The sequence below is a fragment of the Nocardioides rotundus genome (assembly GCF_019931675.1).
GTDB classification, from domain to species: domain Bacteria; phylum Actinomycetota; class Actinomycetes; order Propionibacteriales; family Nocardioidaceae; genus Nocardioides; species Nocardioides rotundus.
The window spans coordinates 4,049,307-4,075,139 of record NZ_CP082922.1 but is presented as its reverse complement, the minus strand read 5'-3'; the positions used below and the strand labels follow the sequence as shown (position 1 = coordinate 4,075,139).

Below are 25,833 nucleotides of genomic sequence, written 5' to 3'. Positions count from 1 at the left end.
GGACATGGTAGGTCCCGCTCACCCGGTGCGCGCGGGTCGGACGCGCCGCAGCACCAGGTCGACCACGTCGGTCACCTCGCGGATCCGGAACATCCGGGCCGCCCAGAGGTAGCCCGCCGCGGCCAGCAGCCCGGCCAACGCGCCCGAGACCAGCGAGAGCGGCCATGCGGGGTCCGGCCAGAGCCGGTCCATGACGAGGGTCACCAGCCACGCGGCGAGCGTGCCCGGCACGCAGGCCAGGGCAGCCCGCACCACGAACCGCACCAGCCGGTGCCCGTCGATGCCGCCGAGCCGGTGCCGCAGCACCAGCAGCGACAGCGCCGACCCGACGGCGTAGGCGAGGATGTAGGCGACCACCAGCCGCGGAGAGGTCTGCACCAGGGTCCCGCTGCGCACCAGGAGGATCGCCGCGACGATGTTCGTCGCCGCGACCGCGCACTGGATGAAGAACACCGTGCGGGTCTCCTCCAGGGCGTAGAAGCCGCGCAGCACCAGGTAGTGCAGGGTGAAGAAGCCGATGCCGATGCCGAACAGCGAGATGGTCGGGGCATAGAGCGGCCAGAGCCGGCTGTTGGCCCCGTGACCGAAGAGCACCTGGGAGAGGTCCATCGCCACCACCGGCAGCAGCGCGACGAAGGGCAGCATCACGGCGAGCGCCGTACGCATCACCGAGCCCAGCTCGCGGGCGATCGCACCGAACCGGTGCTCGGCGGCCAGCTCGGAGAGGCGGGGGAGTACGGCGGTGGCCAGGGACACCGTCACCACCGAGTGCGGCACCATCACGATGAGGAACGCGGTGGAGTAGATCGTGTAGCCCGTCGCGGGGTCGTCGGTGTTGGCCGCCGCCGACGTGCCGGAGCCGGCCAGCCGCACCACGACGGTGTAGGCGATCTGGTTGACGATCACGAAGAGCACCGTCCACATCCCCAGCCGCAGCGTGTGGCCCAGGCCGGCGTCGCGGAAGTCGAAGCGTGGACGGAAGGTGAAGCCCGCTGCCTTGAGGTAGGGCAGCAGGATCAGCAGCTGGGCGGCGATGCCCACCGTGGAGCCGAGGCCCAGCAGCAGCTCCTGGCTGGGCAGGTAGGCACTGGAGAGCTCCGACGCCGGGGTCGGCCCCCACACCAGCAGGTAGGCGACCAGGATCAGCACCGAGATCACGTTGTTCGCGATCGGCGCCCACATCATCGGGCCGAACCGGCCGCGGGCGTTGAGGATCTGCCCCACCAGGACGAACATGCCGTAGAAGAAGACCTGTGGCAGGCAGTATCGCGCCAGCGCGATCACCGATTCCCGCTGCTCGACGAGCCAGGGCGCATCCCAGTCCGAGGAGAGGAACAGCGACATCACCTGCGGCGCGAAGATCACCAGCGCCGCGGAGACGGTGAAGAGGAACAGCGCCGCCAACGTGACCACCCGGTTGGTGTAGGCCTCGCCGCTGTCCTCGTCGTTGCGCATCGCCCGCACCAGCTGGGGCACGAGCACGGCGTTGAAGACGCCGCCCGCCAACAGGATGTAGAGCATGTTCGGGATCGTGTTGGCGATCGTGAACTGGTCGGCCCGCAGGGCGCTGCCCAGGGCCGCGGCCAGCAGCATGCCGCGGAGGAACCCGGAGATCCGGGACACCACCGTCCCGGCCGCCATCACCGCGCTGCTCGCCAGGAGCCCCTGCCGTGCCGCGCTCACTTCAATGCCTCCTTGGCTCGTCGGTAGATCCGTAGCAGGATCGCGGAGAACAGCAGGACCAGGCCCACGGCGATGACCACCCAGATCACCCGACTGACCTGGGTCGCGCGCACCTCGACGATGGCGCTGGCGCCCAGGGGGTTCCCGGCCACGTCGGTGACCTGCAGCCGGGTCTTGTGCAGGCCGAGCACGTCGGTGCTCGCGCGCGGCGTCACCGTCGTACGCGCCCCCGGCTGCAGGCGGATGACGCCCGGGGTGCGGATCTCCACCTCGCCGTCCGACCGGGCCACCAGCCGGACCTCGACCGGCTGGTCGAGGTCGTTGATCAAGGTGACGCCGAAGTCGCCCCCGGACTTGCTGGACAGCGTGACCGGCAGCGGCGGCTCCATCCGGATGGACGCCAGCTGCCCGCGCAGGTAGTCCTGCGAGCGGTCGACTGCGATCCGGCTCAGCACGGGGGTCCCCGCGGCGGCGTACGACGTCGCGGCCAGCGCCTGGTCGCCGACCTCCTCGGCGACCGCGTCGTTGCGGAAGAGCACCCGGCCCAGCTGGGCGCCGGTCTCCTCCAGCTGGCGGGCGGCCGCCAGGTTCGCCGGCGGGAGGGTGCGCAGATCCTCCGCCTCGACGCGGAACCGGTCGTCGGGGACCACGGTGGAGATCCGGTTGGTGAGCGAGGCCAGCGTGGTGGGCGTGAGCCACGGGGCGTCCAGGCCCTCGAAGAACTCCGACGGAGAGCCGCCGCCGGCGGCGCTGACCCCGCCGGCAGGGAGTGGTGCCACGACCGGCTCCGGCTCGCCGGAGAGCGCCTGCAGAGCGACGGCCGCCAGCAGCTGCTGGCGTAGCGCCACCGGGCCCATCGGGTCGTCCGGACCGGGGCCGCCTTGGGCTAGGGCGGGGTCGGTGACGACGACCTGGCGCCCGTTCAGGGTCACGTTGACCGGCACGGTGGCGGGGTTCTCGAAGGCGGCGTTGGAGACCAGCACGGTGGTGCCCTCGGGAGCGGCGGCGATGGCCTCGCCGCTCAGCAGCCCGCCGGGCGAGCCGATCGCCGGGGTGCCGGGCAGCTGCCAGGTCTCCAGGAGCGAGCCGCTGCGCTCGCGGGCCCGCAGGTACCACTCCGGGTCGCGCGCGGCGGTCGCGTTGACGTCCACGTCCCCGAAGGGAAGCAGCAGCAGTTCGTTGCCCGCCAGCATGCTGCCGGCACCGTCCAGCCAGGACCGGGCGGCGTCGGCGGCCCTGCGTTCGGCGGCGGTCGGCTCGGGGCTGCTCTCGCCGGCGTCGGCGTCCTCGCTGGGGGAGGCGTCGGCGGAGGGGTCCTCGCTCTGCGAGGGCGAGGATGACCCGGAGGGCTCGCCGTCCGGGCCCGCGCCGTCGGTCGGGTCCAGGGCGCGGGAGGGGTTGCCGGCGGCGAGCCGCTCGACCGCCTGCGGAACCGCGGGGTCCACCAGCCAGGTGACCGGCACCGACGCGGCCTTGCCGAAGGCGAGGAGCTGGGCCATCCGGCCGTCGTCGGAGAGTTGGCCGGTCCAGCCGCGCACGTCGTCGATGCTGCCGTCCGGCGCGTTGCTGATCTCCTCCCGGATCGGCGCCACCAGGGTGGTGGGCACCGGTGCGGTCCCGGTCGGGACGAGGGGGATGAAGGTGCGGGCCCTCCCGTCGGCGTACCCGTCGCGCGGCACGCTGGCCGACTCGCCCATGGCGTGCACACCGACCCAGTAGACGCCGGCCTGGGTGACCGCGCGGACGTCGTCGGCGGAGATGGTGGCGGTGTAGCTCGCGGTCTCTCCCGGCTCCAGCTCCCGGATGGTCCGGAAGTTCTCGGTGTCGGTGTAGCGCTCGCCCACCGCCTCGTCGGGGTCGCGCTCGTGCTCGGCGGCGAGTTGCGCCCGGCTGGTGATCACCGTCGGCTCGACGCCGTTCCACGACGCGAAGGGATAGACGTTGACCGCCGACCAGGTCTCGTCGGTGGTGTTGGTGACCGTTCCGCGCAGCCGCACCGGCCCGTTGCTCGGGAGGCTGCTCGGCGTCATCGAGGTGAGGGTCAGGCGCAGGGGGCTGTCGTCCTCGGTGGGGTGTGTGGCGGCCGCCGCGGGCGTCGTACTCGTGCTCGGGAACAGCGGGAGAGTCACCGCCGCCACGAGGGCAGGCAGCAGCGACCGGAGATGCACGCCGTCGAGGGTATCGGCCGATGCGGTCCGAACCGTGGCAGCCACTAGAGTCCTCTCCCGTGTCGTCGCCCGATCTGCCGCCGCTCTCCATGACCCGGGTGCAGGAGTCCGTGCGCGACGAGCTGGCCCGGATGGCCGAGGTGCTGGACCCCCTCGGGGAGCTGTTCGCCGGCGCCGGTCACGAGCTCGCGCTGGTCGGCGGCCCGGTCCGCGACGCCATGCTGGAGCGGCCGCACCAGGACCTGGACTTCGCCACCTCGGCGCGTCCGGAGGAGACCGAGCGGCTGCTGCGCGGATGGGGCGACGCCGTCTGGGACGTCGGGCGCGCCTGGGGCACGATCGGCTGCCGCAAGGGGCCCTGGCAGGTGGAGGTCACCACCTACCGCTCCGAGGAGTACGACCCGACCTCGCGCAAGCCGACGGTGGAGTACGGCGACACGCTGGCCGGCGACCTCGGCCGCCGCGATTTCACCGTGAACGCGATGGCGGTGCGCGTCCCGGGCAACGTGGTCGAGGACCCCTTCGGCGGGATCGTCGACCTGGCCCACCGGGTGCTGCGCACGCCGGGCCGGCCGGAGGACTCCTTCTCCGACGACCCGCTGCGGATGATGCGGGCGGCCCGGTTCGCCGCCCAGCTGGGGTTCACCGTCGACCCTGCCGTGGTCGAGGCGATGACCGCGATGGCGGACCGGATCGACATCATCTCCGCGGAGCGGGTCCGCGATGAGCTGGTGAAGCTCGTGAGCGCGCCGTACCCCCGCCGCGGGCTCACGCTGCTGGTGGAGACCGGCCTGGCCGAGCGCGTGCTGCCCGAGCTGCCGGCGCTGCGGCTCGAGCGCGACGAGCACCACCGGCACAAGGACGTCTACGAGCACACGCTGACCGTGCTGGAGCAGTCCATCGACCTCGAGCAGGCCCGGCACCCGGGCACGCCGCCGGACTTCGTCGGCCGCTTCGCCGCGCTGATGCACGACGTCGGCAAGCCGAAGACCCGGCGGCTCCTCGACGACGGGTCGGTGACCTTCCACCACCACGACGTGGTCGGCGCCAAGCTCACCGCCAAGCGGATGCGGGCGCTGAAGTTCAGCAACGACGACGTGGCCGCGGTCTCCCGGCTGGTGGAGCTGCACCTGCGCTTCCACGGCTACGGCTCCGGGCAGTGGACCGACTCCGCGGTCCGCCGCTACGTCCGCGACGCCGGGGAGCAGCTGGAGCGGCTGCACATCCTCACCCGCGCCGACTCCACCACCCGCAACCGGCGCAAGGCCGAGGCGCTGCGGCGCACCTACGACGACCTCGAGGCCCGGATCGGCCGGCTCGCCGAGGAGGAGGAGCTCGCCTCAATGCGGCCCGACCTCGACGGCAACCAGATCATGGAGGCGCTCGGGATCGGCCCCGGTCGCGAGGTCGGCGAGGCCTACCGGTTCCTCCTGGACCTGCGGATGGACGAGGGCCCGCTCGGCGAGGACGTCGCTCGCGAGCGGCTGCGCGCCTGGTGGGCGGAGCGCGAGCGGTCCTGAGCCAGTGCGCGCCGCGGTCGGCGCCAGCGCGCCAGCTGTAAAGCGGTGTTGGGGAATGTAGAGCGGTGTTCGGGAAACCTCTGCCCTGTTCGGCCACCGCACCAGATTCCCGAACACCGCTTTACATTTCGGATGGGCCGGGGGAATACGGCGGCGCGCGCGGGCCGCCGTACCCTGTGGCGCTCGCCTCACAACCCGCCACGGGGCACGGCGGTCGGCTACGTTGCCGGGCCATGAGCGACTACGCCCCCCTGATCGAGGAGTCCGTGGAGATCGCGGCCCCGCCGGCGACCGTCTGGGCGCTGGTGACCGACCTGCCGCGGATGGCCACCTGGAGCCCCCAGGTCAAGCGGACCTTCGTCCGCAAGCGGCCCATCCAGCAGGGCACGACCGCGCTGAACATCAATCAGGACGGCTTCAAGATCTGGCCGACCCGGTCGACGGTGACCGAGTTCGAGCCGCACTCGCGCTTCGCCTTCACGGTCAAGGAGAACAACGCCGTGTGGTCCTTCACCCTCGAGCCGACCGCGACCGGCACCCGGCTCGTCCAGCGGCGCGAGACGCCGAACGGGATCAGCAGCCTCTCCAACACCCTGGTCGACCGGGTCTTCGGCGGCCAGGAGCGGTTCACCGGCATGCTCCAGCAGGGGATGCGGGAGACGCTCCAGCGGATCAAGAGCGAGGTCGAGCGCGACGCGGCATCATGACCGCATGAGAAGCGAGCTCTTCGAACAGTCCAACCTCGAGGTCGAGACCACCGAGCGATTCGCCCTGCAGAACAGCCAGATGCTGCGGGTGCACCTCGGCGGCGACGTGCTGGCCACCAAGGGCACGATGGTCGCCTACCAGGGCAGCATCGCCTTCCACCACGAGAAGGCCGGCGGCTTCGCCAAGCTGGCCAAGAAGGTCCTCACCTCCGAGGACCTGTCCCTGATGCGGGTCTCCGGCGAGGGCGAGGTCTTCTTCGCCGACGAGGCGGGCTACATCTACCTGCTCGCCCTGGAGAACGAGGCGATCTCGCTCAACTCGCGCAACCTGATGGCGATGGACGCCTCGCTGTCGTGGGACATCAACCGGGTCAAGGGCGCCGGCATGGCCACCGGCGGGCTCTTCAACACCACCGTCTCCGGGACCGGGACCGTGGCGATCAACGTGGTCGGCAAGCCGGTCGTGCTGGACACCTCGCGACAGCCGACGTACGTCGACCCGCAGGCCGCCGTCGCCTGGTCCGCCGGGCTCACCCCCGGCATCCACAACTCGATGAACATGAAGTCGGCGCTGCGCGGCGGCTCCGGCGAGGCGATCCAGTACGTCTTCCACGGGCCCGGCTTCGTGGTCGTCCAGGCCTACGAGTGGGCGCCCGCCCAGGGGCAGTCCGGCGGCTCGGGCGGCGGCGGGATCATCGGCGACCTCTTCAGCTGACGGCTGCCGCTCGGGCCTTGGTTCGATGGTCGAGCTCGTCGAGACCACCGAGGGGGTCGCTCGGCCGGGTGGGTCTCGACAGGCTCGACCACCGAGGTGTTGCGGGGCTCGGCTCCGGCACACCTCGCTGGCGCTCGGCGTACCTCCGCCTCACTCCTCGGTGCCCGAGATGAACGCCTCCACGCGGCGCCGGCCCTCGTCGTCGGGCAGCTGCACCGGCGGCGACTTCATCAGGTACGACGACGCGGAGAGGATCGGGCCGCCCAGGCCGCGGTCCTTGGCGATCTTGGCGGCGCGGACCGCGTCGATGATGATGCCCGCGGAGTTGGGGGAGTCCCACACCTCGAGCTTGTACTCCAGGTTCAGCGGGACGTCGCCGAACGCGCGCCCCTCGAGGCGGACGTAGGCCCACTTGCGGTCGTCGAGCCACTGGACGTAGTCCGAGGGGCCGATGTGCACGTTGCGGTCGCTGACCTTGCCGGCCAGCTCGCCGCGCAGGTTGGAGGTGACCGCCTGGGTCTTGGAGACCTTCTTGGACTCCAGCCGCTCCCGCTCGAGCATGTTCTTGAAGTCCATGTTGCCGCCGACGTTGAGCTGGTAGGTGCGGTCCAGCTCCACCCCGCGGTCCTCGAACAGCTTGGCCAGCACCCGGTGGGTGATGGTGGCGCCGACCTGGGACTTGATGTCGTCGCCGATGATCGGGACGCCCGCCTCCTCGAACTTCGCCGCCCACTCGGGGTCGGAGGCGATGAAGACCGGCAGCGCGTTGACGAAGGCCACGCCCGCGTCGATCGCGCACTGGGCGTAGAACTTGTCCGCCTCCTCCGAGCCCACGGGCAGATAGGAGACGAGTACGTCGACCTCGCGGTCCTTGAGCACCTGAACCACGTCGACCGGCTCGGCCGCGGACTCCTCGACCATCTCGCGGTAGTAGCGGCCCAGGCCGTCCAGCGTGTGGCCGCGCTGCACCTCGACCCCGAGGGTGGGGACGTCGGTGATCTTGATGGTGTTGTTCTCCGAGGCGTTGATCGCCTCCGAGAGGTCCTTGCCGACCTTCTTGTCGTCGACGTCGAACGCCGCGACGAACTCCACGTCGCCGACGTGGTAGTCGCCGAACGTGACGTGCATCAGCCCGGGCACGCTGGCGGCCGGGTCGGCGTCCTTGTAGTACTCCACACCCTGGATCAGCGACGTCGCGCAGTTGCCGACGCCGACGATGGCTACTCGAACAGAACCCATGGGGCTCTCCTTCTACTTCTCGTTGCGGTCGTGGTCTGTGCTGCCGGTCTGGCCGCGCTCGGCGTTGATCAGCTCGGAGAGCCAGCGGACCTCGCGCTCCACCGACTCCACGCCGTGCCGCTGCAGCTCGGCGGAGTACTGGTCCACCTCGGCCTGGGTCAGGGCCAGCTCGCGCTGCACCCGGTCCAGGCGCTCCTGCAGTCGGGTACGGCGGCCCTCGAGCACCCGTAGCCGTACCTCGGCCTCGGTCCGCCCGAAGAAGGCGAACCGGACACCGAAGTTGTCGTCCTCCCACGCGGTCGGACCGACCTCGGTCATCAGGCGCTGGAACTCCGCATAGCCGGCGTCGGTGAGCTCGTAGACGATCCGCGGCCGGCGGCTGACCACCGGCGCGGCCGCGTCGGACTCGACGATGAAGGACTGCCGCAGCAGCCGCTTCAGCGCCGGGTAGAGCGAGCCGTAGGAGAGCACCCGCCCCCAGCCCAGCATCAGGTTGAGCCGCTTGCGCAGCTCATAGCCGTGCATCGGACCCTCGTGCAGCAGCCCGAGGACCGCCAGCTCGATGGTCTCCGCCCGACGTGCCATGCGACCTATCGTAGCGATATATCCGAGCGTGCGCAGGACCCCAGCCGGCGCGGCGTGGGTACGGCGCCTCCTGGGCGGCTTGCGTACCCTCGGGGAAGCCCTTCCCCGCCGTACCCCTCCAGGAGACCCAGGTGAGCACACGCCGAGACGAGCGCCCGCGCGGCTCCCGCCGCGGCCGGGGGCGCCTCGGACGCATCGTCAAGTGGCTGCTGATCGTCGGTCTGGTGGGCGGGCTGCTCGGGGTGGTCGCGTTCTTCGTCGCCTATCGGACCGTGGACATTCCCAGCCCGAACGAGGAGTTCCTGACCCAGACGACGAACGTGATGTACCGCGACGGCAGCACCGAGCTGGGCTCCTTCGCCACCCAGCGGCGGGAGTCCATCCCCTACGACGCGATGCCGCAGAACATCAAGGACGCGGTGGTCGCGGCGGAGAACCGCTCCTTCTGGACCGACCAGGGCATCGACCCCAAGGGGATCATCCGGGCGGCCTTCAACAACGCCGCGGGCGGCTCCACCCAGGGTGCCTCGACGATCACCCAGCAGTACGTCAAGGTCCTCTACCTCACCCAGGACCAGACCCTGACCCGGAAGGCCAAGGAGGCCTTCCTCTCCCTGAAGATCCAGCGCAGCATGAGCAAGGAGGAGATCCTCGAGGGCTACCTCAACACGATCTACTTCGGCCGCGGCGCCTACGGGATCCAGGCCGCCTCCAAGGCGTGGTTCGACAAGCCGGCGGCCGGGCTCAACGTCCGGCAGAGCGCCGTACTGGCCAGTGTCATCAACAACCCGACCCGCTTCGACCCGGCCAACGGCCAGGACAACCGCGCCGAGCTCGAGGCGCGGTATCAGTACGTGCTCTCCGGGATGGCCGACATGGGCACGATCACCGCCGCGGAGTATGACCACGCGTCCCGGCGGCTGCCGGACTTCCCGAAGATCGAGGCGGAGAGCCAGTACGGCGGCCAGAAGGGCCACGCGCTGAAGCTCGTGCGCGACGAACTCGAGCGCCTCGACATCCCCGGCGTCGACCAGGCCGCGATCGACGGGGGCGGCCTGCGGATCACCACGACCCTGACCCCCAACGCCATGCGCGCCTCGGAGGAGGGAGTGACCGCGGTCCGCCCGCCGAGTCGCAGCGGGCCGAACCTCCACGCCGCCTCGGCGACGGTGGAGACGCGGACCGGGGCGCTGCTGGGCTTCTACGGCGGCCACGACTACCTCGACTCCCAGATCAACTGGGCGGTCACCGGCGGGATGGCCGGCTCGACGATGAAGGCGTTCACCGACGCGGCCGCGATCAAGCAGGGCTTCTCGCTGACCGACACCTTCGACGGCAACAGCCCGATCGACATCGGCGGAACCGAGTTCGAGAACCAGGGGGACGCCAGCTACGGCTCGGCGATCAGCATGCTCGCGGCCACCCAGGACTCGGTGAACACCGCCTTCATCGACATGGTCAACTCGATGGACAACGGCCCCCGTGCCGTCATCGACACCGCCCGCAGCCTGGGCATCCCCGGCAACCAACCGGCGCCGTACGGCATCCCCAACACCTCCCGCGACCTGCAGGAGAACGTCGGCGTCACCCTCGGCACCGCGCGGATCAGCCCGATCAACATGGCCACGGCCTACGGCAGCATCGCCAACGGCGGCCGGCGCGCGCAGGTGCACGTGGTCAAGGAGGTCCGCGACCGCAACGGCAAGGTGCTCTACCGCTTCGACGACAAGCCCAAGCGGGTGCTCGACGAGGACATCGCCGCCGACGTGTCCTACGCGCTGCAGCAGGTCGTGCAGGGCGGCTCGGGGACCCAGGCGCTCAACCTCGGCCGGCCGGCCGCCGGCAAGACCGGTACGGCGACCAACGACAACGGCTACGTCTCCTCCTCCTGGTTCGTCGGCTACACCCCGCAGGTCTCGACCGCGGTGATGTACGTCCGCGGCGACGGGGACGACGGGCTGGACGCCCCGACGGCCGACGGGTCGCAGTGGATGCCGGCGAGCTCCGACGGGCAGCTCGGCTACTTCGGCGGCAACTACCCGGCCAAGACGTGGACCGAGATCATGCAGACGGTGATGGAGGACCGGCCGGTGGAGGACTTCCCGCCGCCGGTCTACGTCGACGGGGAGGCGCCGGACTCCGGGCACGAGCCCTATGTCCCGCCGGCCGAGCCCGAGCCCGAGCCGGAGCCGACGCAGCGGCCGGAGCCGTCGGCCCCCGAGACCAGCGAGCCGCCGCCGTCGCCGACGCAGCCGTCGGAGCCGCCGACGACCTCGGCCCCGCCGTCGCCGACCCAGCCGCCGTCGCCGACACCTCCGCAGCCCTCGGACACCGACGGGCCGATCGTCGGTCCGCCGTCGACGCCGCCGGGCCAGGACTCCAGTCCGCGCTCCCAGCGCCGGGGACGCCGCCGCGTCCGCGTCTAGCAGACTGTCCGCCGTGAATCATGACGCCGACCGGGTCTCCCCGACTCGGGACGACCCCGCGGTGCGCCCGCTCAGCGAGGTGGTGGGTGGGCCGGCGGGGGACCACGCCGGCCGGCACCCGTGGTGGAGCCCGTGGCGGGTCGTCGTCCTGCTCGCCGCGGTCACCTTCGCCCTCGGGCTGGTGCAGAAGGCGCCCTGCTATGCCGACGAGTGGGCCGACGGGAGCACCCGCTACTCGGCGATGTGCTACTCCGACCTGCCCTACCTCTACACCGGTCGTGGACTGGCCGAGGGGCACTGGCCCTACTCCGACGACCCGGGTGTGCGGGCGCGCTACCCCGAGGTGATGGAATACCCCGTCGGGATCTCCTACTGGGCGTGGGGGGCGGCGAAGGTCACCCAGCTGATCCACGGCACGGACACCGAGGCCCGCGCGCAGGTGCCGCCCGACGAGCTGTTCGGGCAGGAGCAGGTACGCCGGGAGGCGATGACCTTCGTCGGCGTCAACGCGATCGGCCTGGCCGCGCTGACGCTGGTGACCGCGTGGCTGCTCGTCGGCGTCAACCAGCGCCGGCCGTGGGACGCCGCCGGGTTCGCGCTCGCGCCGACCCTCGCCCTGACCGGGATCATCAACTGGGACCTGCTGGCGGTGGTGTTCGTCGCAGGCGCCCTGTGGGCGTGGGCGCGGGACCGGCCGGTGCTCACGGGGCTCATGATCGGGCTCGGCACGGCCGCGAAGCTCTACCCGCTGTTCCTCCTCGGCGGGATCCTGGTGCTGGCGATCCGGCGGCGCCGCTGGCGCGACTTCCTGCTCGCCGCGGTCGCGGCGGTGGTGGCGTGGGTGGTGGCCGACCTGCCGGCGTACCTCACCGGGCCGGACCAGTGGCGGGTCTTCTGGTCCTTCAACTCCGAGCGCGCCGCGGACCTCGGGTCGATCTGGCTGGTGGTGTCGCAGGCGACCGGGGTGAGCCTGAGCCCGGAGACGATCAACCTCGGGTCGTGGGCGTTCTTCGGCGCCTGGTGTCTGGGCGTGTTCGTGCTGGGGCTGGTGGTGAGGACGCCGCCGCGCCTGGCCCAGCTGGGCCTCCTGATCGTGGCGGGCTTCCTGCTGGTGAACAAGGTCTACTCGCCGCAGTACGTGCTCTGGCTGCTCCCGCTCGCGGCCCTGGCGCGCCCGCGCTGGCGCGACCTGCTGATCTGGCAGGCCGGCGAGATCTTCTACTTCGCCGCCGTGTGGTGGTACCTCGGCGACGACCTGGCCGCCTCCGGCGACGGCCCCGCGGGGACGTACTGGGTGGCGATCATCGTCCGCCTCCTCTGCGAGCTCTACCTGGTCGCCGTGGTCGTCCGGGACATGGCCCGCCCCGCCCGCGACCCGGTCGCCCGCCCCACCCTCACCCCCACCCCTCCGAATCCCCCCGAACCCCGCCGAGTCGGCGCCAGTTGACCGCGAGTCGGCGCTAGTTGACCCCGAGTCGGCGCTTGTTGACGGGCGAGGGCGGGGCAAGCGTGGGGTGGGGAGCAGAATGCAGGTTTCCTGAGCGCGGATCCTGCATTGCGCTCCCCGGGCTCGTGAGGCGGGTCCTGCGCCCGAGGCGGGGACGTCTGCTGACTCGACGTACCCATTCTCGGCATGGGGCGCGGGTTTTGGGGGCCGGGCGGGCTGAGGGCGGCGGCGGTCAGGTGACGGTGATGGTGTCGAACTGGGTGGCGGTGAAGCGGACCCGGACGTCGATGTCCTCGCCGATCGAGGGGACCCGGGCGCCGTCGGGGAGGAAGAGCATCGAGGCCTGCATGTGCGGCGGCTCGGCGAACAGGCGCTGCTTGCCGTCGGTCGAGAACGGCGAGCGGACGAAGCCGACCGCGTCCATGCCGCCGCGGGCCAGGGTGGCGGCGCGCGACTTCAGCGAGGAGTCGCCCAGGGGCGCCTCGAGCCCGATGCCGTGCGCCGTACCCCCGCTCACCACCAGCAGCCAGCCGTCGCGCGGAGCGCCGCGTCCGCGATAGCCGAACGCCTCGCCGCGCAGCACCCGGTGCACGTCGAGCACGGTGGCGCTCACCCGCAGCGCGCCCCGGTCGCCGAGCCACAGGTCGGTGCCGATCCGGGGACGGAAGGTGAAGTCGGGGTACGACGACCTCAGCCGGTCGAGCTCGTCGGGGCGCAGGTGGCTGACGTAGACCGTCCGCGTCGGGAGGTCGGAGGCCACCAGGTCGTTGACCAGCCGCTGGACCTCGCCGAGGTGCGAGGAGGTGTTGAGCGGCAGGTGCATGGCCACGCCCTCGAGCCCGGCGAAGTGCCGCCGGCTCAGGATGTCCCGCGCCTCGCGCAGCTCCTGACGGCGCATCCCGTGTCGCCGCATCGAGGTGAGCTGCTCCAGCACGAACCGGGCGTCGGGGTCGCGACCGGTGAGGTCGCCGACGTCCTCGAGCCGGCTGACGGTGTGGATCACCCGCTGCGCGACCCGGGAGTCCAGGTCCAGCGCGGAGCCGAGGGGCCGCCACGGCGTGAGCACCAGCAGGTCGCCGTCGAAGCGGGGGGCCGCCTCGGGCAGCTCGATGTAGGTGCCGACGGCGAGCTGGTCGACCCGGGCGGGAGGTACGTCGGCGCGCAGCTGGTCGTCGAGCCACTGGGCGCGCCGCGCCAGGCGGCCGATGCCGAAGCCGTAGCCGTTGCCCTTGGCCACCGGGACGATCCCGGGGTTGGCCCGGGCGACGGCGAGCAGGTGCTCGCGCCAGCGCGGGCCGTCGACGGTGAGGGTCAGGCTCATGAGCGCCGCCTCAGGTAGAGCTCGAAGCCGCGGTGCAGCAGCTTGCTGATCGGCAGGTCCCACTCGCCGGCGTACTCGATCGCCTCGCCGCCGGTGCCGACCTTGAACTGGATGAGCCCGACGTGCGGGTCGTCGCTGTCGAGGGTGTCGGTGATGCCGCGCAGGTCGTAGACCGCGCACCCGCTGGCCAGGGCGTGCCGGATCATCGCCCACTGGATCGCGTTCGAGCCGCGGACCTCCCGCTTCTCGGTGGAGGAGGCGCCGTAGGAGTACCAGTAGTGGGTGCCGACCCTGATCCCGATGGTCGCCGCGACCAGGTCGCCCTCGTGGTGGGCCAGCCAGAGCTGGAACCGGTCGGGGTGCTCGGCGACCAGCGCGTCGTGCATCGTGGTGAAGTAGGACAGCGGCCGCGGGGTGAACCCGTCGCGCTCGGCGGTGTGCCGATAGAGCTCGTGGAAGGCCTCCAGGTCCGCACGCGTGCCCTGGGTGACCAGGCAGCCGGCCTTGTCGGCCTTCTTGATGTTGCGCCGCCAGAGCTGGTTCATCCCCGCGAGTACGTCGGCCTCGGTGCGTCCGGCGAGCGGGATGACGAAGTTGTACTGCGGCTGACCGGCGGCGAACCCGCCCTCGGTGGCCAGCGGCTGCCACCCGAGCTCGTTGAGCTGCGCGACCACCGCGGCACCGGTGGCCGACCGGTCCTCGGGCGCGACCTGGCCGAGCGTGCGCACGTCCTCGTCGGCGATGCCGGCCTTGATCTGCTGGGCGGTCCAGCGGCGGGTGACGACCGGTGGTCCCATCCGTACGGCGAAGGCGCCGCGGGACTTCAGGTGCGCTGCCATCGGGGGCAGCCAGGCGGCCAGGTCGCCCTCCCAGTCGATGACCGGGCCCTCGGGCAGGTAGGAGAGGTAGCGCTTGACCTTGGGCAGCTGCCGGTGGAGCACCAGCCCGGCGCCCACCAGGGTCCCGGAGGCGTCGTACCACCCGATCGACTCGGGCTTCCACTCCTTCTTCACCTCACCCCAGGCGGGGGTCTGGAGGAAGCTGGCCTCGGGCTGGGAGTCCAGGAAGTCCAGGTGGGTGCGGCTGTCGATGGTCCGGACCGTGAGCGGTCCGGTCGCCGTCGGGGTGGTCGTGTCGGTCAGGGGTGGCTGGCCGTCGGAAGTCACGCGGCGAGGCTACCTGCCACCCTCCCTCTCGCCGTACCCGCCGACCGGGCACTTCCTGCACCCAAGCTCGGTCGACCGGGCACTTCCTGCACCCACACCCCGCCGACCGGGCACTTCCTGCACCCAAGATGGGCCGACCGGGCACTTCCTGCACCCAAAAATGGGCCGACCGGGCGATCGGTGTCACTACCTGGTGCCGGGCGGGAGGGGGCAGGGAATGCCCGGTGGGCGCCGGGAGGGGGCAGGGAATGCCCGGTGGGCGCCGGGAGGGGGCAGGGAATGCCCGGTGGGCGCCGGGAAGGGGCAGGAAATGCCCGGTCGGCGTGTTGAAGTGGCAGGAAATGCCCGGCGGTCAGAGTCGGTCGCGCAGCCAGGTGAAGTCGGCCAGGTGCTCGTCCGGCCCGCCCGGGGTCTCGCAGACCACCGGGGCGCCGGCGTCGCGCACCACCTGCGCGAGCAGGTCGGGCTCGATCCGGCCGGCGCCGAAGTTGGCGTGCCGGTCCGCGCCGGAGTCGAAGGCGTCGCGGGAGTCGTTGGCATGCACCAGGTCGATGCGGCCGGTGATCGCGCGTACGTCGTCGACCACGGTGGTGAGGTCGTTGCCGCCCGCGTGTGCGTGACAGGTGTCCAGGCAGAACCCGACCCGGTCGGCCTGCTCGGTGGTGGAGATCGCGTCCCACACCCGGCCGATCCGCTCGAGGTAGCGGGTCATCGCGTTGTCGCCGCCGGCGGTGTTCTCGATCAGCAGCGGGAGCTTGAGCTCGACCGCCTCGATCGCCTTGCGCCAGTTGTCGAAGCCGGTCTCGGGGTCGTCGGCCTTGTTCACGTGCCCGCCGTGCACGATCAGCCCCTTCGCGCCGATCCGCGCCGCCGCGTCGACGTGCTGCTGCAGCAGCTTGCGGCTGGGGATCCGGATCCGGTTGTTCGTGGTGGCGACATTGACGATGTACGGCGCGTGCACGTAGAGGTCGACGCCCGCCTCCTCCGCGTCCGCGCGCAGCGCATCCTCGCCGCCGGCGTAGCGCACCTCGGGCCCCTTGTAGCCCTGCGGGTCGCCGAGGAAGAACTGCACCAGCGGCGCCTTGCGCGCCCGCGCCTCGGCGATCGGGTCGGTCTGGTCGACGTGCGCGCCGATGCGGATCTCGCTCATGGCTCGATCGTAGGGGCCGGCTCCGACACTCCGGGGCCGGGCCGCAGCACCCGGTCGGCGATGTGCTCGCCGATCGCCAGGGACGCGGTGGCCGCGGGCGAGGGGGCGTTGAGCACGTGCACCGCGCGGCCGGACTCGGCGAAGACGAAGTCGTCGACCAGGCTGCCGTCGGGCGCGAGCGCCTGAGCGCGTACGCCGGCCGGCGCGGGCCGCAGGTCGCGCGAGCGCACGCCGGGGAGGAGGCGGCGTACCCCCCGGACGAACAGCGGCTTGGCGACCGAGCGCAGCACCTCCGCGGACCCGGTCCGCCAGTAGCGACGGGCCAGCCCGCGGAAGGCCCGGTCGGTGAGCAGGGTCCGCACCACCGCGCGCTCGACGGTGCGGCGCCGGTAGCCGTGCCGGGCCAGCGCCGGCACCGCGTTCGGGCCGACGTGCACGCCGCCGTGGACGCCCCGGGTCAGGTGCACGCCGAGGAACGGCAGGCTCGGGTCGGGCACGGGGTAGACCAGCCCACGGATCCGGTCCGCGAGGTGGGGCGCGAGGTCGAAGTACTCCCCGCGGAACGGGACGATCGTGGCCTCGGGCTCCAGCCCGGAGGCCCGGGCGAGGTCGTCGGAGTGCAGGCCCGCGGCCGTCACCACCCGCGCGGCCCGGACGTCGCCTGCGGAGGTCTCGACCACCGCGACCTCGGCGTCCTCGCGGATGCGGCGTACCTCCACCCCCGTCAGCGTCGTGGCGCCTGCGGCGGCCAGCAGCTCGGCGAGCCGGGCCGCGACCAGGCCGAAGTCGGTGATGCCGGTCTCGGGGACGTGCAGGGCGGCGACGCACGCGACCGACGGCTCGATCTGGCGAGCCTGCTCGGCGGTGAGCCGGTGCACCTCGACGCCGTTCGCCTCGCCGCGGCGCTGCAGCTCGGCCATTCGCTCCAGCTCGGAGGCGTCCGTGGCGACGACCAGCTTGCCGCAGCGCTCGACGGGCAGGTCGTGCTCGGCGCAGAAGGCATACATCCGCGCCAGGCCGTCCCGCGTGAGCCTGGCCTTGAGGCTGCCGGGGGTGTAGTAGAGCCCGGAGTGGATCACCCCGGAGTTGTGGCCGGTCTGGTGAGTGCCCCACGCGGGCTCGCGCTCGAGCACCGCGATGGACAGCTCCGGCCGCCGCTGCTGGATCGCCCGCGCGGTCGCCAGCCCGACGATCCCGCCGCCGACCACGCACACGTCGACCGGTGTGGCTGGCAGGCTGGTCCCGGGCGTCGGCATACCGCCAGCCTAGGGACCGATGAGGAGGTGGCCGGTGGCGGACCGACTGGTGGGGCACGCGGTCGTCGAGCAGCTGATCGCGCTCGGCGCGGATCGGACGTACGGCGTCCCAGGCGAGAGCTACCTCGCGGTCCTCGACGGCCTCTACGACCACCCGACCGAGTTGCCCTTCGTCGTGTGCCGCCAGGAGGGTGGTGCGGCGATGATGGCCGCCGCGCATGGCCAGGTCACTGGCCGGCCGGGGGTCGCGATGGTGACCCGCGGGCCGGGCGCGACGAACGCCAGCGCCGGGGTGCACGTCGCGGCCCAGGACGGCAGTCCGATGCTGCTGCTCGTGGGCCAGGTGCCGACCTCCGAGACCGGCGACCGTGGCTTCCAGGAGGTCGACTACGACGCGATGCTCGCCGGGCTGGCCAAGGAGGTGGTCACCCTGGACCGCCCCGACCGCGCCTGCGAACTGGTCGTGCGCGCCTGGTCGGTCGCCGCCTCGGGGCACCCGGGTCCGGTGGTGCTGGTGATGCCCGAGGACGTGCTCTCCGCGCCGGCCGCCGACCGGGTCCGGCCTGCGCCGGGGCCGGTGGTCTCGGCGCCACCGTCCGTGGCCGTCAGCGAGATCCGGGAGCGCCTCGCGGCCGCCGAGCGGCCGCTCGTCGTCGTCTCGGGCACGGCCTGGTCGGCGGAGGGTCGCACCGCGCTGCGCGAGCTCGCCGAGGGCGGCCGCCTCCCGGTCGCGACCGCCGCCCGGCGCCAGGACCTGCTGGACAACCGCAGCGATGCCTTCGCCGGCACGCTCGGTCTCGCCACCACGCCCGGCCTGCCCGAGCTCGCCGCCGAGGCGGACACGGTCCTGCTGCTGGGCTCCGCCCCCGACGGGCTCACCGCCGAGGACGGCGACTGGCTCGCCGACCGGCCGGACCGGACCCTGCTCCAGGTCCACCCCGACGCGGGCGTGCCGAACCGCGTCCACCGCACCGATCTCGCGGTGCTGGCCCGGCCCGACGAGACGGCGGTGGCGCTGGCCGCCGTACCCCTGCCCGAGTCGTCGGCGCGGACCGAGTGGTGCGCGAGGCTTCGGGAGAACCGGGTGCGCGCCCGCAGCGCGCCGGCGGAGGAGGGCTCGCCCGCGGCGTTCATGGCGGTGCTCAACGAGGAGGTCGCCGACGATGCGATCCTCACCGCCGGGGCGGGCGTCTACACAGGCTGGCACCAGCGCCACCACGAGTACGTCGCCTATCCGAGCCAGGTGGCGACCCAGTCCGGCAGCATGGGCTACGGCCTGCCCGCGGCGATCGCTGCGGCCAAAGAATTCCCCGGCCGCGAGGTGGTCGCCTTCGCCGGCGACGGCTGCTTCCTGATGACCGGGCAGGAGCTCGCGACCGCGGTCGGCCAAGGCCTGGATCTGACCGTGATCGTGGTGGTCAACGGCGTCTACGGCACGATCCGGCAGCACCAGGAGCGCCGCTTCCCGGGCCGGCCGAGCGGCACCGCGCTGCGCAACCCCGACTTCGTGGCGCTGGCGCGGGCCTACGGCGCGTGGGCGGAGACCGCCCGCACCCCCGACGAGCTGGGAGCCGCCCTGCGCGCGCGCCCGGCCGGCGTACGCCTGATCCAGGTGCTGGTGGAGTGATCACTCCTCCATGACAGCGCGCAGCACCGACCAATCCGCGTTCCCACCCGTCATCACGATCCCGACGCGCTGGCCCCTGACCGCCAGCGGGTCGGCCAGCCGCCCGGCGAGCGCGATCGCGCCGGCGGGCTCGGGCAGGTTGTGGGTGGTGGCGTAGAGGATCCGCATCGCCTCGCGGGTGCCCTTCTCCGGCACCTTCACGAAGCGCGAGGCGCCCCAGACGATCGTCTCCAGCGCGGCCGGGTCGGGCACTCGGCAGGCGACGCCGTCGACGAAGGTGTCGGCGGTCTCGGTGGAGACCGGCTCGCGTGCGGCGAAGGAGAGGGCGTAGGCCGGCGCCCGCTTGGCGACCACGCCGACGACCTCGCAGTCCAGGCCGAGCACGTCGCGCACGGCGATGTTCGCGGCGATCCCGCTGCCCATGCCGACGGGGACGTAGACGACGTCGAGGTCGCGCACCTGCTCGTGCAGCTCCGCGGCGTAGGTCGCCACGCCCTCGACGAGCCACGGATGGAAGGGGGGTACGACGACCAGCGAGCGCTTGCGGGCCAGCTTCTCCGCGCGCTCCCGCGCCGCCTGGTAGTCCCGACCGTGCACGATCAGCTCTGCGCCGTGGGCCTGCATGGCCCGGTTCTTGTCCGGGGAGTTCCCCTCCGGGACGACGATGGTGACCCCGAGGCCGGCGGCGTGCCCGGCCAGCGCCAGGCTCTGCCCGTGGTTGCCGCGGGTGGCGGAGATCAGGCCCGGGCAGTCGGGGTGCTCGCGCCGCAGCCGGGCCAGGTAGTTGACCCCGCCGCGCACCTTGAACGCGCCGGTCGGGGTGTGGTTCTCGTGCTTGACCCAGGTCGGCGTACCCGTGATCTCCTCCAGCAGCGGCCAGCGGATGGCCGGCGTGGGCGGGACCAGCGTGGCGACCCGGGCGCGAGCCGCCGCCAGGTCCTCGGGGGTGAGCACTCGCAGGAGAGTAGCCCGCCCCGGTGAACGCCCCCGCGGATTTCGTCGGCCCGCTCCCCGGCGGCTACCCTGGTACGTCGCTCGCCGCGCATCCGCCGGCGGGTCCTCCTGCCACGGAGAGTCCGTGGCCGCCGAGTCCGAAGGAGGTAGGCAGCGTATGCGCGCCTACGAAGTCATGGTCATCCTCGACCCGTCCACCGACGAGCGCGTCGTCGAGCAGTCGCTGGACCGCTACCTCAACGTGATCCGCAAGGATGGCGGCTCCATCGAGTCCGTCGACGTGTGGGGCCGTCGCCGCATGGCCTATGAGATCAAGAAGAACAACGAGGGCGTCTACGCCGTCATCAACCTGACCGCCGAGCCCGACACGGTCAAGGAGTTCGACCGGCAGATGGGTCTCAACGAGTCGATCCTGCGCACCAAGGTGCTTCGCCCCGTCTGGTGACCCTGTGGATCGTCCCTTCCGCCTGTCGGCGGTCTCGGGGACGATGACCACCGACGTCCGAGCAGAACACCCCGAGCACCAGGAGGCCTGACATGGCAGGCGAGACCGTCATCACCGTCGTGGGCAATCTCGTCGACGACCCGGAGCTGCGCTTCACCCCGTCCGGGGCGGCCGTGGCGAACTTCCGGATCGCCTCGACCCCGCGCACCTTCGACCGGCAGACCAACGAGTGGAAGGACGGCGAGGCGCTGTTCCTGACCTGCTCGGTGTGGCGGCAGGCGGCGGAGAACGTCGCCGAGTCGCTGCAGAAGGGCATGCGGGTCGTGGTCCAGGGGCGGCTGAAGTCGCGCCAGTTCGAGACCCGCGAGGGCGAGAAGCGGACCGTCTTCGAGATCGACGTCGACGAGGTCGGCCCCTCGCTGCGCTACGCGACCGCCAAGGTGCAGCGCACCACCCGCCAGGGCGGCGGTGGCGGCTACGGGCAGCAGTCCGGCGGCGGCCAGTCCCAGCAGGGCGGCGGCGTCCCGGCCGACGACCCGTGGGCGACCCCGGCCCCGCAGTCCGGCGGCAACCAGGGCTGGGGCGGCCAGCCCCAGCAGGGCGGCGGCGGGCAGGACCCGTGGGCCGCTCCGGGTGTGGGCGGCGGTTCCAACGACGAGCCCCCGTTCTGATCCCTTCCACCACCCCTCGGTGGTCGAGCACAACCCCCTCGGTGGTCGAGCAAAACCCCTCGGTGGTCGAGCTTGTCGAGACCACCACCCATCCAACCGATCCAGCCACCATTCCGGCGTCAGCCGGGCTCAGATAGGAGAGCACCACAATGGCCAAGGCAGTGATGCGCAAGCCCAAGAAGAAGGTTTGCCAGTTCTGCAAGGAGAAGGCGACCGGTGTCGACTACAAGGACACCGCGCTGCTCCGCAAGTTCATCTCCGACCGCGGCAAGATCCGCGCCCGTCGGGTCACCGGCAACTGCGTCCAGCACCAGCGCGACGTGGCGACCGCGGTGAAGAACGCGCGCGAGCTCGCCCTGCTGCCCTACACGTCCACCGGGCGCTGAGGCGAGAGGAGAGTCTGAATCATGAAGCTCATCCTGACCCAGGAGGTCGACGGCCTCGGCTCCGCCGGGGACATCGTCGAGGTGAAGGACGGCTACGGCCGCAACTACCTGCTGCCCCGCGGCGTCGCGGTCCGTTGGACCCGCGGCGGCCAGAAGCAGGTCGACGCGATCAAGTCCGCCCGCTCCGCCCGCGCCGTGCGCGACACCGAGCACGCCGAGCAGATCAAGGCCAAGCTCGAGCAGAGCCCGGTCAACGTCCAGGTGAAGGCCGGCGACGGCGGTCGCCTGTTCGGCTCGGTCACTCCCTCGGAGATCGCGTCCGCGCTCACCGAGGCCACCGGCGAGTCCGTGGACAAGCGGACCATCGTGGTGACCAACCCGATCAAGTCGCTCGGCGCGCACCAGGTCTCGGTCAAGCTGCACGACGACGTCGCCGCCGCGGTGGCGCTCAACGTCATCCCCAACTGAGGCTGCCCCTCAGTCGGACACACTTCAGCCGCCGATCCCTCCGGGGGTCGGCGGCTTTGTGTTGCGCTGGCCTGCCCGGCCTCCCGAGTTCCGGGGCCGTCCCCCGTCCTCCAAATTTCCAGGTGCCCGGGCCGTCCCCCAATTTCCGGGTGCCCCCCGCAACCCCCCGAGTTCCTGGGCCGTCCCCCAATTTCCGGGTAGTCCAGAGACTTCTTACCAAATTGGAACGTTACAACCCGTATAAAGTCTCTGAACTATCTCAAAGAGGGGGCGCCGCGGAGGCGACGCCCGACGGGTCGGACTAGTCGGAGGGAGAGGTCGCCCAGCTGCGCGAGCCGAACAGGAAGCAGCACACGGTGAGGGCGATCAGGGACAGGGCGGCTAGGGCGTACGACGGCCCCGCCAGCGCCGGCACCCCGCCGCCGAGGAAGATCACCGGCAGCACCGCGACGAGTACGAACAGCGCGCCCAGCACCCGGAAGGCCGACGAGGCCCCACCCTCAGCGATCGCCGCCAGCCGCCAGCTCAGCGTCAGGCAATAGAGCACCTGGGGCAACAACAACACCCAGGTCAACGCGGGGTCGGCGTCCCCGATCGCGGCCCGCCACGCCGGCGGTCACAGGGCCACCTCGACCAGGCCGGCGAGGCCCCAAGGGCGACCAGCAGCCCCCGGGACCGGACAGTCGCCGGCAAACCCAGCGTGCCCAGCAGCACCAGCACCCAACCGAGCCAGTTCGCGAGCACGTCGTACCCGCGCACCGAAACGGTCGGCACCAGCAGCACCAGACCCATCCCGATCCACGGCAGCGGCTTCCGGGACGCCCACGAACCAGCCTTCACCGGGGCAGGCCACCGGGCGCCGGTGACCAGCCAGACGGTGCCGCGCGACCGGGGGAGGAGTACGACGCTGGAGGCGATCACGTTGGTGCCACATCTGTCATCGCACCGCACGGGGTCGAAGGGCCCACTCACGTTGACCGCGGCGATCTCTGGACCGAGGGGCAGGTCCGTGGTAACTTCTGCGCACCAATCCGGCAAGATCCGTATATCTTGGGAGTCAGTATGGATCTGACGCTTAGCGATCCGCTATGGAAGCGTGGCACGTCAACAGTTGGATTGCTCGTCACGCACGTGGATCGGCGACTGAATGTGATGTCGGCCGAGTGGTCCTACTTCGTGGCGAAGGACCCCATGATGGTCGCTGTCCTGATTCATGAAAGCAACTGGACCGCAGAGCGAGTTGCTCACGTGGATGAATTCACCCTTACATTTTGCAGTCAATCGCAGGCGCACATCGCAGACTTCTGTGGAAGCTTTTCAGCTCATGACCTGGACAAGGGGAGTTCGGACGCTCTGCAGTTCCTAGAATCAGATTCGGTCTCGGTTCCATGGATTCCGGGCGGGGTCATGGCACTGGAATGCACGACTCACCAGCGTGTTGCACTACCCCACTACACGATGGTTATTGGGAATGTCGTGGGCGTTCATGGGAAGCAAGAGTCACCTCCCCCGCTCGTTAAGCACGATGCCATGTTCGCTTTGGGCGAACGTGTTCCCCGTTCGTCTGTGGTTGTCGGAACTCATTGGCCCGACGAAGGCATTCTGATTGGCGCTGTTGCGTCACCTGAGGTGTCGTCGGATAAGCCGTACGACGTGTCGCTCATCGACGAAGAGAACTCCCTCCTTCACCAGACCTCCGCGGAGGCCAACGAGTACGGCGACTTGGAGATTGCGATCCGCCTTCCAGAAGAGGTTGCGTCGCGAGTACGCCGTGTGTGTGTGTCGCGAGATGGGCTCGAGCCCGGGTTCGCGAGCGTGAGCAAGCAGCGTAACAGGCGCCACTAAGGCCACCACCGTCGATGGAAAGGAGGGTTGTCATGCGTAAGCCGAACCGACGCTTCGTGAACACGACCCGCTGAATATCAAGGGTGGCGGCGCTACGGCGTCGCCACCCGCCCCACTGTCCACTATCAGCCGCGGCAGCAGAGGAAATGTGATGTCCGTTCGAGAGCGACTGTGCCGGATTATTCGTATGCCATCGGGAAACTACTTGGCATCGGACGCGGCTGGGAGAATTCATCTGATCGACCAAGATCTGAATCTGCTGCGGTCATCGCCCGCGAACCGAGTTCCCGTCCCCTTCTATTGTATCACCGAAGCAGACGGGTGGATCGTCGGCCGCGACAAATTGGGAAACGCCGCCCGCTGGAATGCCCAGACGCTGCATATGACGCACTGGATTCCCACACAGTCATTGGCCGACGAGTCTCGACTGCTCGAGGACGAGGAGCCTTCCCTGACGATCTCGCGTGGGATCGCGGTCTCAGATGGCAAGGTGTACTTCAACAACGGGTACATGCAGCTGGTGGTGCTGGACCTCGCCACCTTCGAGCTGATCGATGTTCGTCCCTCGCCGTCCGGGGACACGCCCATCGAGTGGATCTGTGTCGATCACCCACGGCTGGATGCGCTCACCGACAAGCACGGCAACTTGTACTTGGGCGACCTCGAGACCGGAAGTTTCCCGCACACACTGAGTCTCGATGAAGATGCGAACCTGCACCGGGTTCAGTATGACCAAGTCCACGACCGCTTTTGGGTGATTCAAGACGAGGGCAGCGGAGACTCCGCGATGGTCTCGAACGGCGTCGTGACGGTGACGACGCAGGGTGAGGTGGATCAGGAACTGCAGTTCGCTTCGGACGACATCGAGTGCCTCGAGTTTTCTCTGGACGGCCGCCGGGTCGTCGCGGCCGGGTTTGATGGCGTGATCGAAGAGTTCGATAACTCCACCTCGGTGCTCACGCGTAGTCGTACCTTCGGTGACTTCTCACACCAGGTGTCCGACATGGTGCTGACGAGCGAGGGCGACGCCATTGTTCTCTGCCAGAACGGGTGTCTGACCAAGGTGGCGAGCAACGGTGCGGTGCTCGCGGAACACGACTTCACGCCGCAGTGCATGTGGGATGTCGGTTGGAGTGGAGATGACTCGTCTGTGCTCGAGTTCGCGACCGACCAGGGCGTGCTCGCGCTAGCGGTCAGTTCAGCTCCGGGTGGACGGGCTCCCACGCTGACGCAGCAGAGAACCGTAGAACTGGGGCTCGGATTCTGTCGTCGCGTGTGCACGCTGAGCCAGGGCGGAGGCCTGGTGATCACCAGGAGCGGGGAGGTCGCTCGCTACAACGATCACGGAGTGGTGTGGACCTATCGTCCCGGAGGGCTGCTCCATGATCTGGCCGTGTCGCCGGACGAGTCGCGGCTGGCCGTGGCTGCGAACTCCGGCGGATACGAACTGAGCGTGGAGGACGGAGCGACGCTCGAGACCTTCGAATTCGGCGAAGAGCCGGTATGGGCCTGCTCGTACGCCGGCGAAGATGGTCTGGTCTTTAGCACTCGTGCAGGAGGCACGGTGGTCTTGGACAAAGACAGGTCTCTGTCGCTGTCCTTCGAGGTCGGCGACTACCCGAAGCGGATGTGGCAACACTCTGACGGCTCCCTGGTCACCACCGGCGCCGGAGGCATCCGGCGGTTCGATGTGACGGACGGAACTCAAACGCACTTCTACTCGGAATCCCTCTCGAACACTGCGGAGAACGTCGTCTTCCACAACGGTTTTGTGTACGTCGTCACCTACGACTCGCAGCTGGGAGTCTTCCGGGAAGAGGGCGAATTCCTCGGCGTCATCGAAGGCGTGTTGCCGGACTTCCCCAAGGCGCTGGCCCTCGTTGAGCAGCCTGGCGGCGACGATTATCTGCTAATTGGTGGCCGCGGCGGATACGTGTGCAGTTTCGAGTTGGCTGCAGACGGAACGCCGGTCCACAAGGGCACGTCGTGGTTCTCCGGAGGCAAGGCCCAGGGCCAGGCGGATCTCAACGTGGAACTCCATGCCGCAAAGTGAG

Annotated in this window: 23 protein-coding genes; 12 read left to right on the top strand and 11 right to left on the bottom strand. The window is 70.7% G+C overall.

Features of this window, described 5'->3' with window-relative positions; all coding sequences use genetic code 11:
• Positions 1-18: 18 nt before the first annotated feature.
• Together murJ and K8W59_RS20000 are read right to left on the bottom strand one after the other, a co-directional pair.
• Positions 19-1,683, bottom strand: coding sequence for a murein biosynthesis integral membrane protein MurJ (murJ, locus tag K8W59_RS20005; RefSeq protein WP_223396725.1), 1,665 nt, complete (start codon positions 1,681-1,683; stop codon positions 19-21).
• A complete protein-coding gene (locus tag K8W59_RS20000) occupies positions 1,680-3,851 on the bottom strand; it encodes a hypothetical protein (protein ID WP_223396724.1) in 2,172 nt (723 codons plus the stop codon). The genes murJ and K8W59_RS20000 overlap by 4 nt, the downstream gene beginning before the upstream one ends.
• Before the next feature lie 89 nt (positions 3,852-3,940).
• Between K8W59_RS20000 and K8W59_RS19995 the strand changes: the two genes are divergently transcribed.
• The 3 genes from K8W59_RS19995 (at position 3,941) to K8W59_RS19985 (ending at position 6,793) form a co-directional block, all read left to right on the top strand.
• Positions 3,941-5,371, top strand: coding sequence for a CCA tRNA nucleotidyltransferase (locus tag K8W59_RS19995; protein WP_223399982.1), 1,431 nt, complete (start codon positions 3,941-3,943; stop codon positions 5,369-5,371).
• Positions 5,372-5,604: 233 nt separating this feature from the next.
• On the top strand, positions 5,605-6,078 hold the full coding sequence (locus tag K8W59_RS19990) for an SRPBCC family protein (RefSeq protein WP_223396723.1): 474 nt from the start codon (positions 5,605-5,607) through the stop codon (positions 6,076-6,078).
• Between the two features lie 4 nt (positions 6,079-6,082).
• On the top strand, positions 6,083-6,793 hold the full coding sequence (locus tag K8W59_RS19985) for an AIM24 family protein (protein ID WP_223396722.1): 711 nt from the start codon (positions 6,083-6,085) through the stop codon (positions 6,791-6,793).
• Between the two features lie 150 nt (positions 6,794-6,943).
• On the opposite strand, the gene K8W59_RS19980 is transcribed toward K8W59_RS19985, so the two are convergent.
• A complete protein-coding gene (locus tag K8W59_RS19980; RefSeq protein WP_223396721.1) occupies positions 6,944-8,032 on the bottom strand; it encodes an inositol-3-phosphate synthase in 1,089 nt (362 codons plus the stop codon).
• Positions 8,033-8,044: 12 nt separating this feature from the next.
• Positions 8,045-8,617 carry a PadR family transcriptional regulator gene (locus K8W59_RS19975; RefSeq protein ID WP_223396720.1) on the bottom strand — a complete coding sequence of 191 codons (573 nt, stop codon included), beginning with the start codon at positions 8,615-8,617 and terminating at the stop codon, positions 8,045-8,047.
• A 131-nt stretch (positions 8,618-8,748) separates the two neighbouring features.
• Between K8W59_RS19975 and K8W59_RS19970 the strand changes: the two genes are divergently transcribed.
• Both K8W59_RS19970 and K8W59_RS19965 read left to right on the top strand, forming a co-directional pair.
• Positions 8,749-11,043, top strand: coding sequence for a transglycosylase domain-containing protein (locus K8W59_RS19970; protein WP_223396719.1), 2,295 nt, complete (start codon positions 8,749-8,751; stop codon positions 11,041-11,043).
• Between the two features lie 13 nt (positions 11,044-11,056).
• Entirely contained in the window at positions 11,057-12,490 is a 1,434-nt protein-coding gene (locus tag K8W59_RS19965; protein ID WP_223396718.1) for a glycosyltransferase family 87 protein, read from the top strand.
• Between the two features lie 232 nt (positions 12,491-12,722).
• Here the strand turns inward: K8W59_RS19965 and K8W59_RS19960 are convergent, their stop codons facing one another.
• The 4 genes from K8W59_RS19960 to lhgO form a co-directional block, all read right to left on the bottom strand.
• Positions 12,723-13,811, bottom strand: coding sequence for an alanine racemase (locus tag K8W59_RS19960; protein WP_223396717.1), 1,089 nt, complete (start codon positions 13,809-13,811; stop codon positions 12,723-12,725).
• Positions 13,808-14,977: a lipid II:glycine glycyltransferase FemX gene (locus K8W59_RS19955; protein ID WP_317846292.1), complete on the bottom strand. Its 1,170-nt coding sequence runs from the start codon at positions 14,975-14,977 to the stop codon at positions 13,808-13,810. The genes K8W59_RS19960 and K8W59_RS19955 overlap by 4 nt, the downstream gene beginning before the upstream one ends.
• Positions 14,978-15,329: 352 nt before the next feature.
• Entirely contained in the window at positions 15,330-16,127 is a 798-nt protein-coding gene (locus K8W59_RS19950) for a deoxyribonuclease IV (protein WP_223396716.1), read from the bottom strand.
• Positions 16,124-17,383, bottom strand: a complete 1,260-nt coding sequence (gene lhgO, locus K8W59_RS19945) for an L-2-hydroxyglutarate oxidase (protein ID WP_223396715.1) — start codon at positions 17,381-17,383, stop codon at positions 16,124-16,126. The genes K8W59_RS19950 and lhgO overlap by 4 nt, the downstream gene beginning before the upstream one ends.
• 34 nt (positions 17,384-17,417) lie before the next feature.
• Here lhgO and K8W59_RS19940 point away from each other — a divergent pair, with 34 nt between their 5' ends.
• Positions 17,418-19,010, top strand: coding sequence for a thiamine pyrophosphate-dependent enzyme (locus K8W59_RS19940; RefSeq protein WP_223396714.1), 1,593 nt, complete (start codon positions 17,418-17,420; stop codon positions 19,008-19,010).
• Here the strand turns inward: K8W59_RS19940 and K8W59_RS19935 are convergent, their stop codons facing one another.
• A complete protein-coding gene (locus tag K8W59_RS19935) occupies positions 19,011-19,964 on the bottom strand; it encodes a threonine dehydratase (RefSeq protein WP_223396713.1) in 954 nt (317 codons plus the stop codon).
• A gap of 157 nt (positions 19,965-20,121) precedes the next feature.
• On the opposite strand from K8W59_RS19935, the gene rpsF reads away from it, so the two are divergent.
• From rpsF to rplI, 4 genes are all read left to right on the top strand, one after another.
• Positions 20,122-20,409: a 30S ribosomal protein S6 gene (gene rpsF, locus K8W59_RS19930; RefSeq protein WP_223396712.1), complete on the top strand. Its 288-nt coding sequence runs from the start codon at positions 20,122-20,124 to the stop codon at positions 20,407-20,409.
• Positions 20,410-20,501: 92 nt separating this feature from the next.
• Positions 20,502-21,080, top strand: coding sequence for a single-stranded DNA-binding protein (locus K8W59_RS19925; protein ID WP_223396711.1), 579 nt, complete (start codon positions 20,502-20,504; stop codon positions 21,078-21,080).
• Positions 21,081-21,229: 149 nt separating this feature from the next.
• Positions 21,230-21,466: a 30S ribosomal protein S18 gene (gene rpsR, locus K8W59_RS19920; protein ID WP_223396710.1), complete on the top strand. Its 237-nt coding sequence runs from the start codon at positions 21,230-21,232 to the stop codon at positions 21,464-21,466.
• A 21-nt stretch (positions 21,467-21,487) separates the two neighbouring features.
• On the top strand, positions 21,488-21,934 hold the full coding sequence (gene rplI / locus K8W59_RS19915; protein WP_223396709.1) for a 50S ribosomal protein L9: 447 nt from the start codon (positions 21,488-21,490) through the stop codon (positions 21,932-21,934).
• 301 nt (positions 21,935-22,235) lie between these two features.
• Here rplI and K8W59_RS19910 read toward each other — a convergent pair whose 3' ends face one another.
• A complete protein-coding gene (locus K8W59_RS19910; RefSeq protein ID WP_223396708.1) occupies positions 22,236-22,490 on the bottom strand; it encodes a hypothetical protein in 255 nt (84 codons plus the stop codon).
• 14 nt (positions 22,491-22,504) lie between these two features.
• The gene (locus tag K8W59_RS19905; protein ID WP_223396707.1) at positions 22,505-22,855 is read right to left on the bottom strand and encodes a hypothetical protein; all 351 of its coding nucleotides are present in this window, start codon (positions 22,853-22,855) and stop codon (positions 22,505-22,507) included.
• A 141-nt stretch (positions 22,856-22,996) separates the two neighbouring features.
• Here K8W59_RS19905 and K8W59_RS19900 point away from each other — a divergent pair, with 141 nt between their 5' ends.
• Together K8W59_RS19900 and K8W59_RS19895 are read left to right on the top strand one after the other, a co-directional pair.
• A complete protein-coding gene (locus tag K8W59_RS19900; protein ID WP_223396706.1) occupies positions 22,997-23,779 on the top strand; it encodes a flavin reductase family protein in 783 nt (260 codons plus the stop codon).
• A 151-nt stretch (positions 23,780-23,930) separates the two neighbouring features.
• On the top strand, positions 23,931-25,832 hold the full coding sequence (locus tag K8W59_RS19895; RefSeq protein ID WP_223396705.1) for a WD40 repeat domain-containing protein: 1,902 nt from the start codon (positions 23,931-23,933) through the stop codon (positions 25,830-25,832).
• Position 25,833: the final 1 nt, after the last annotated feature.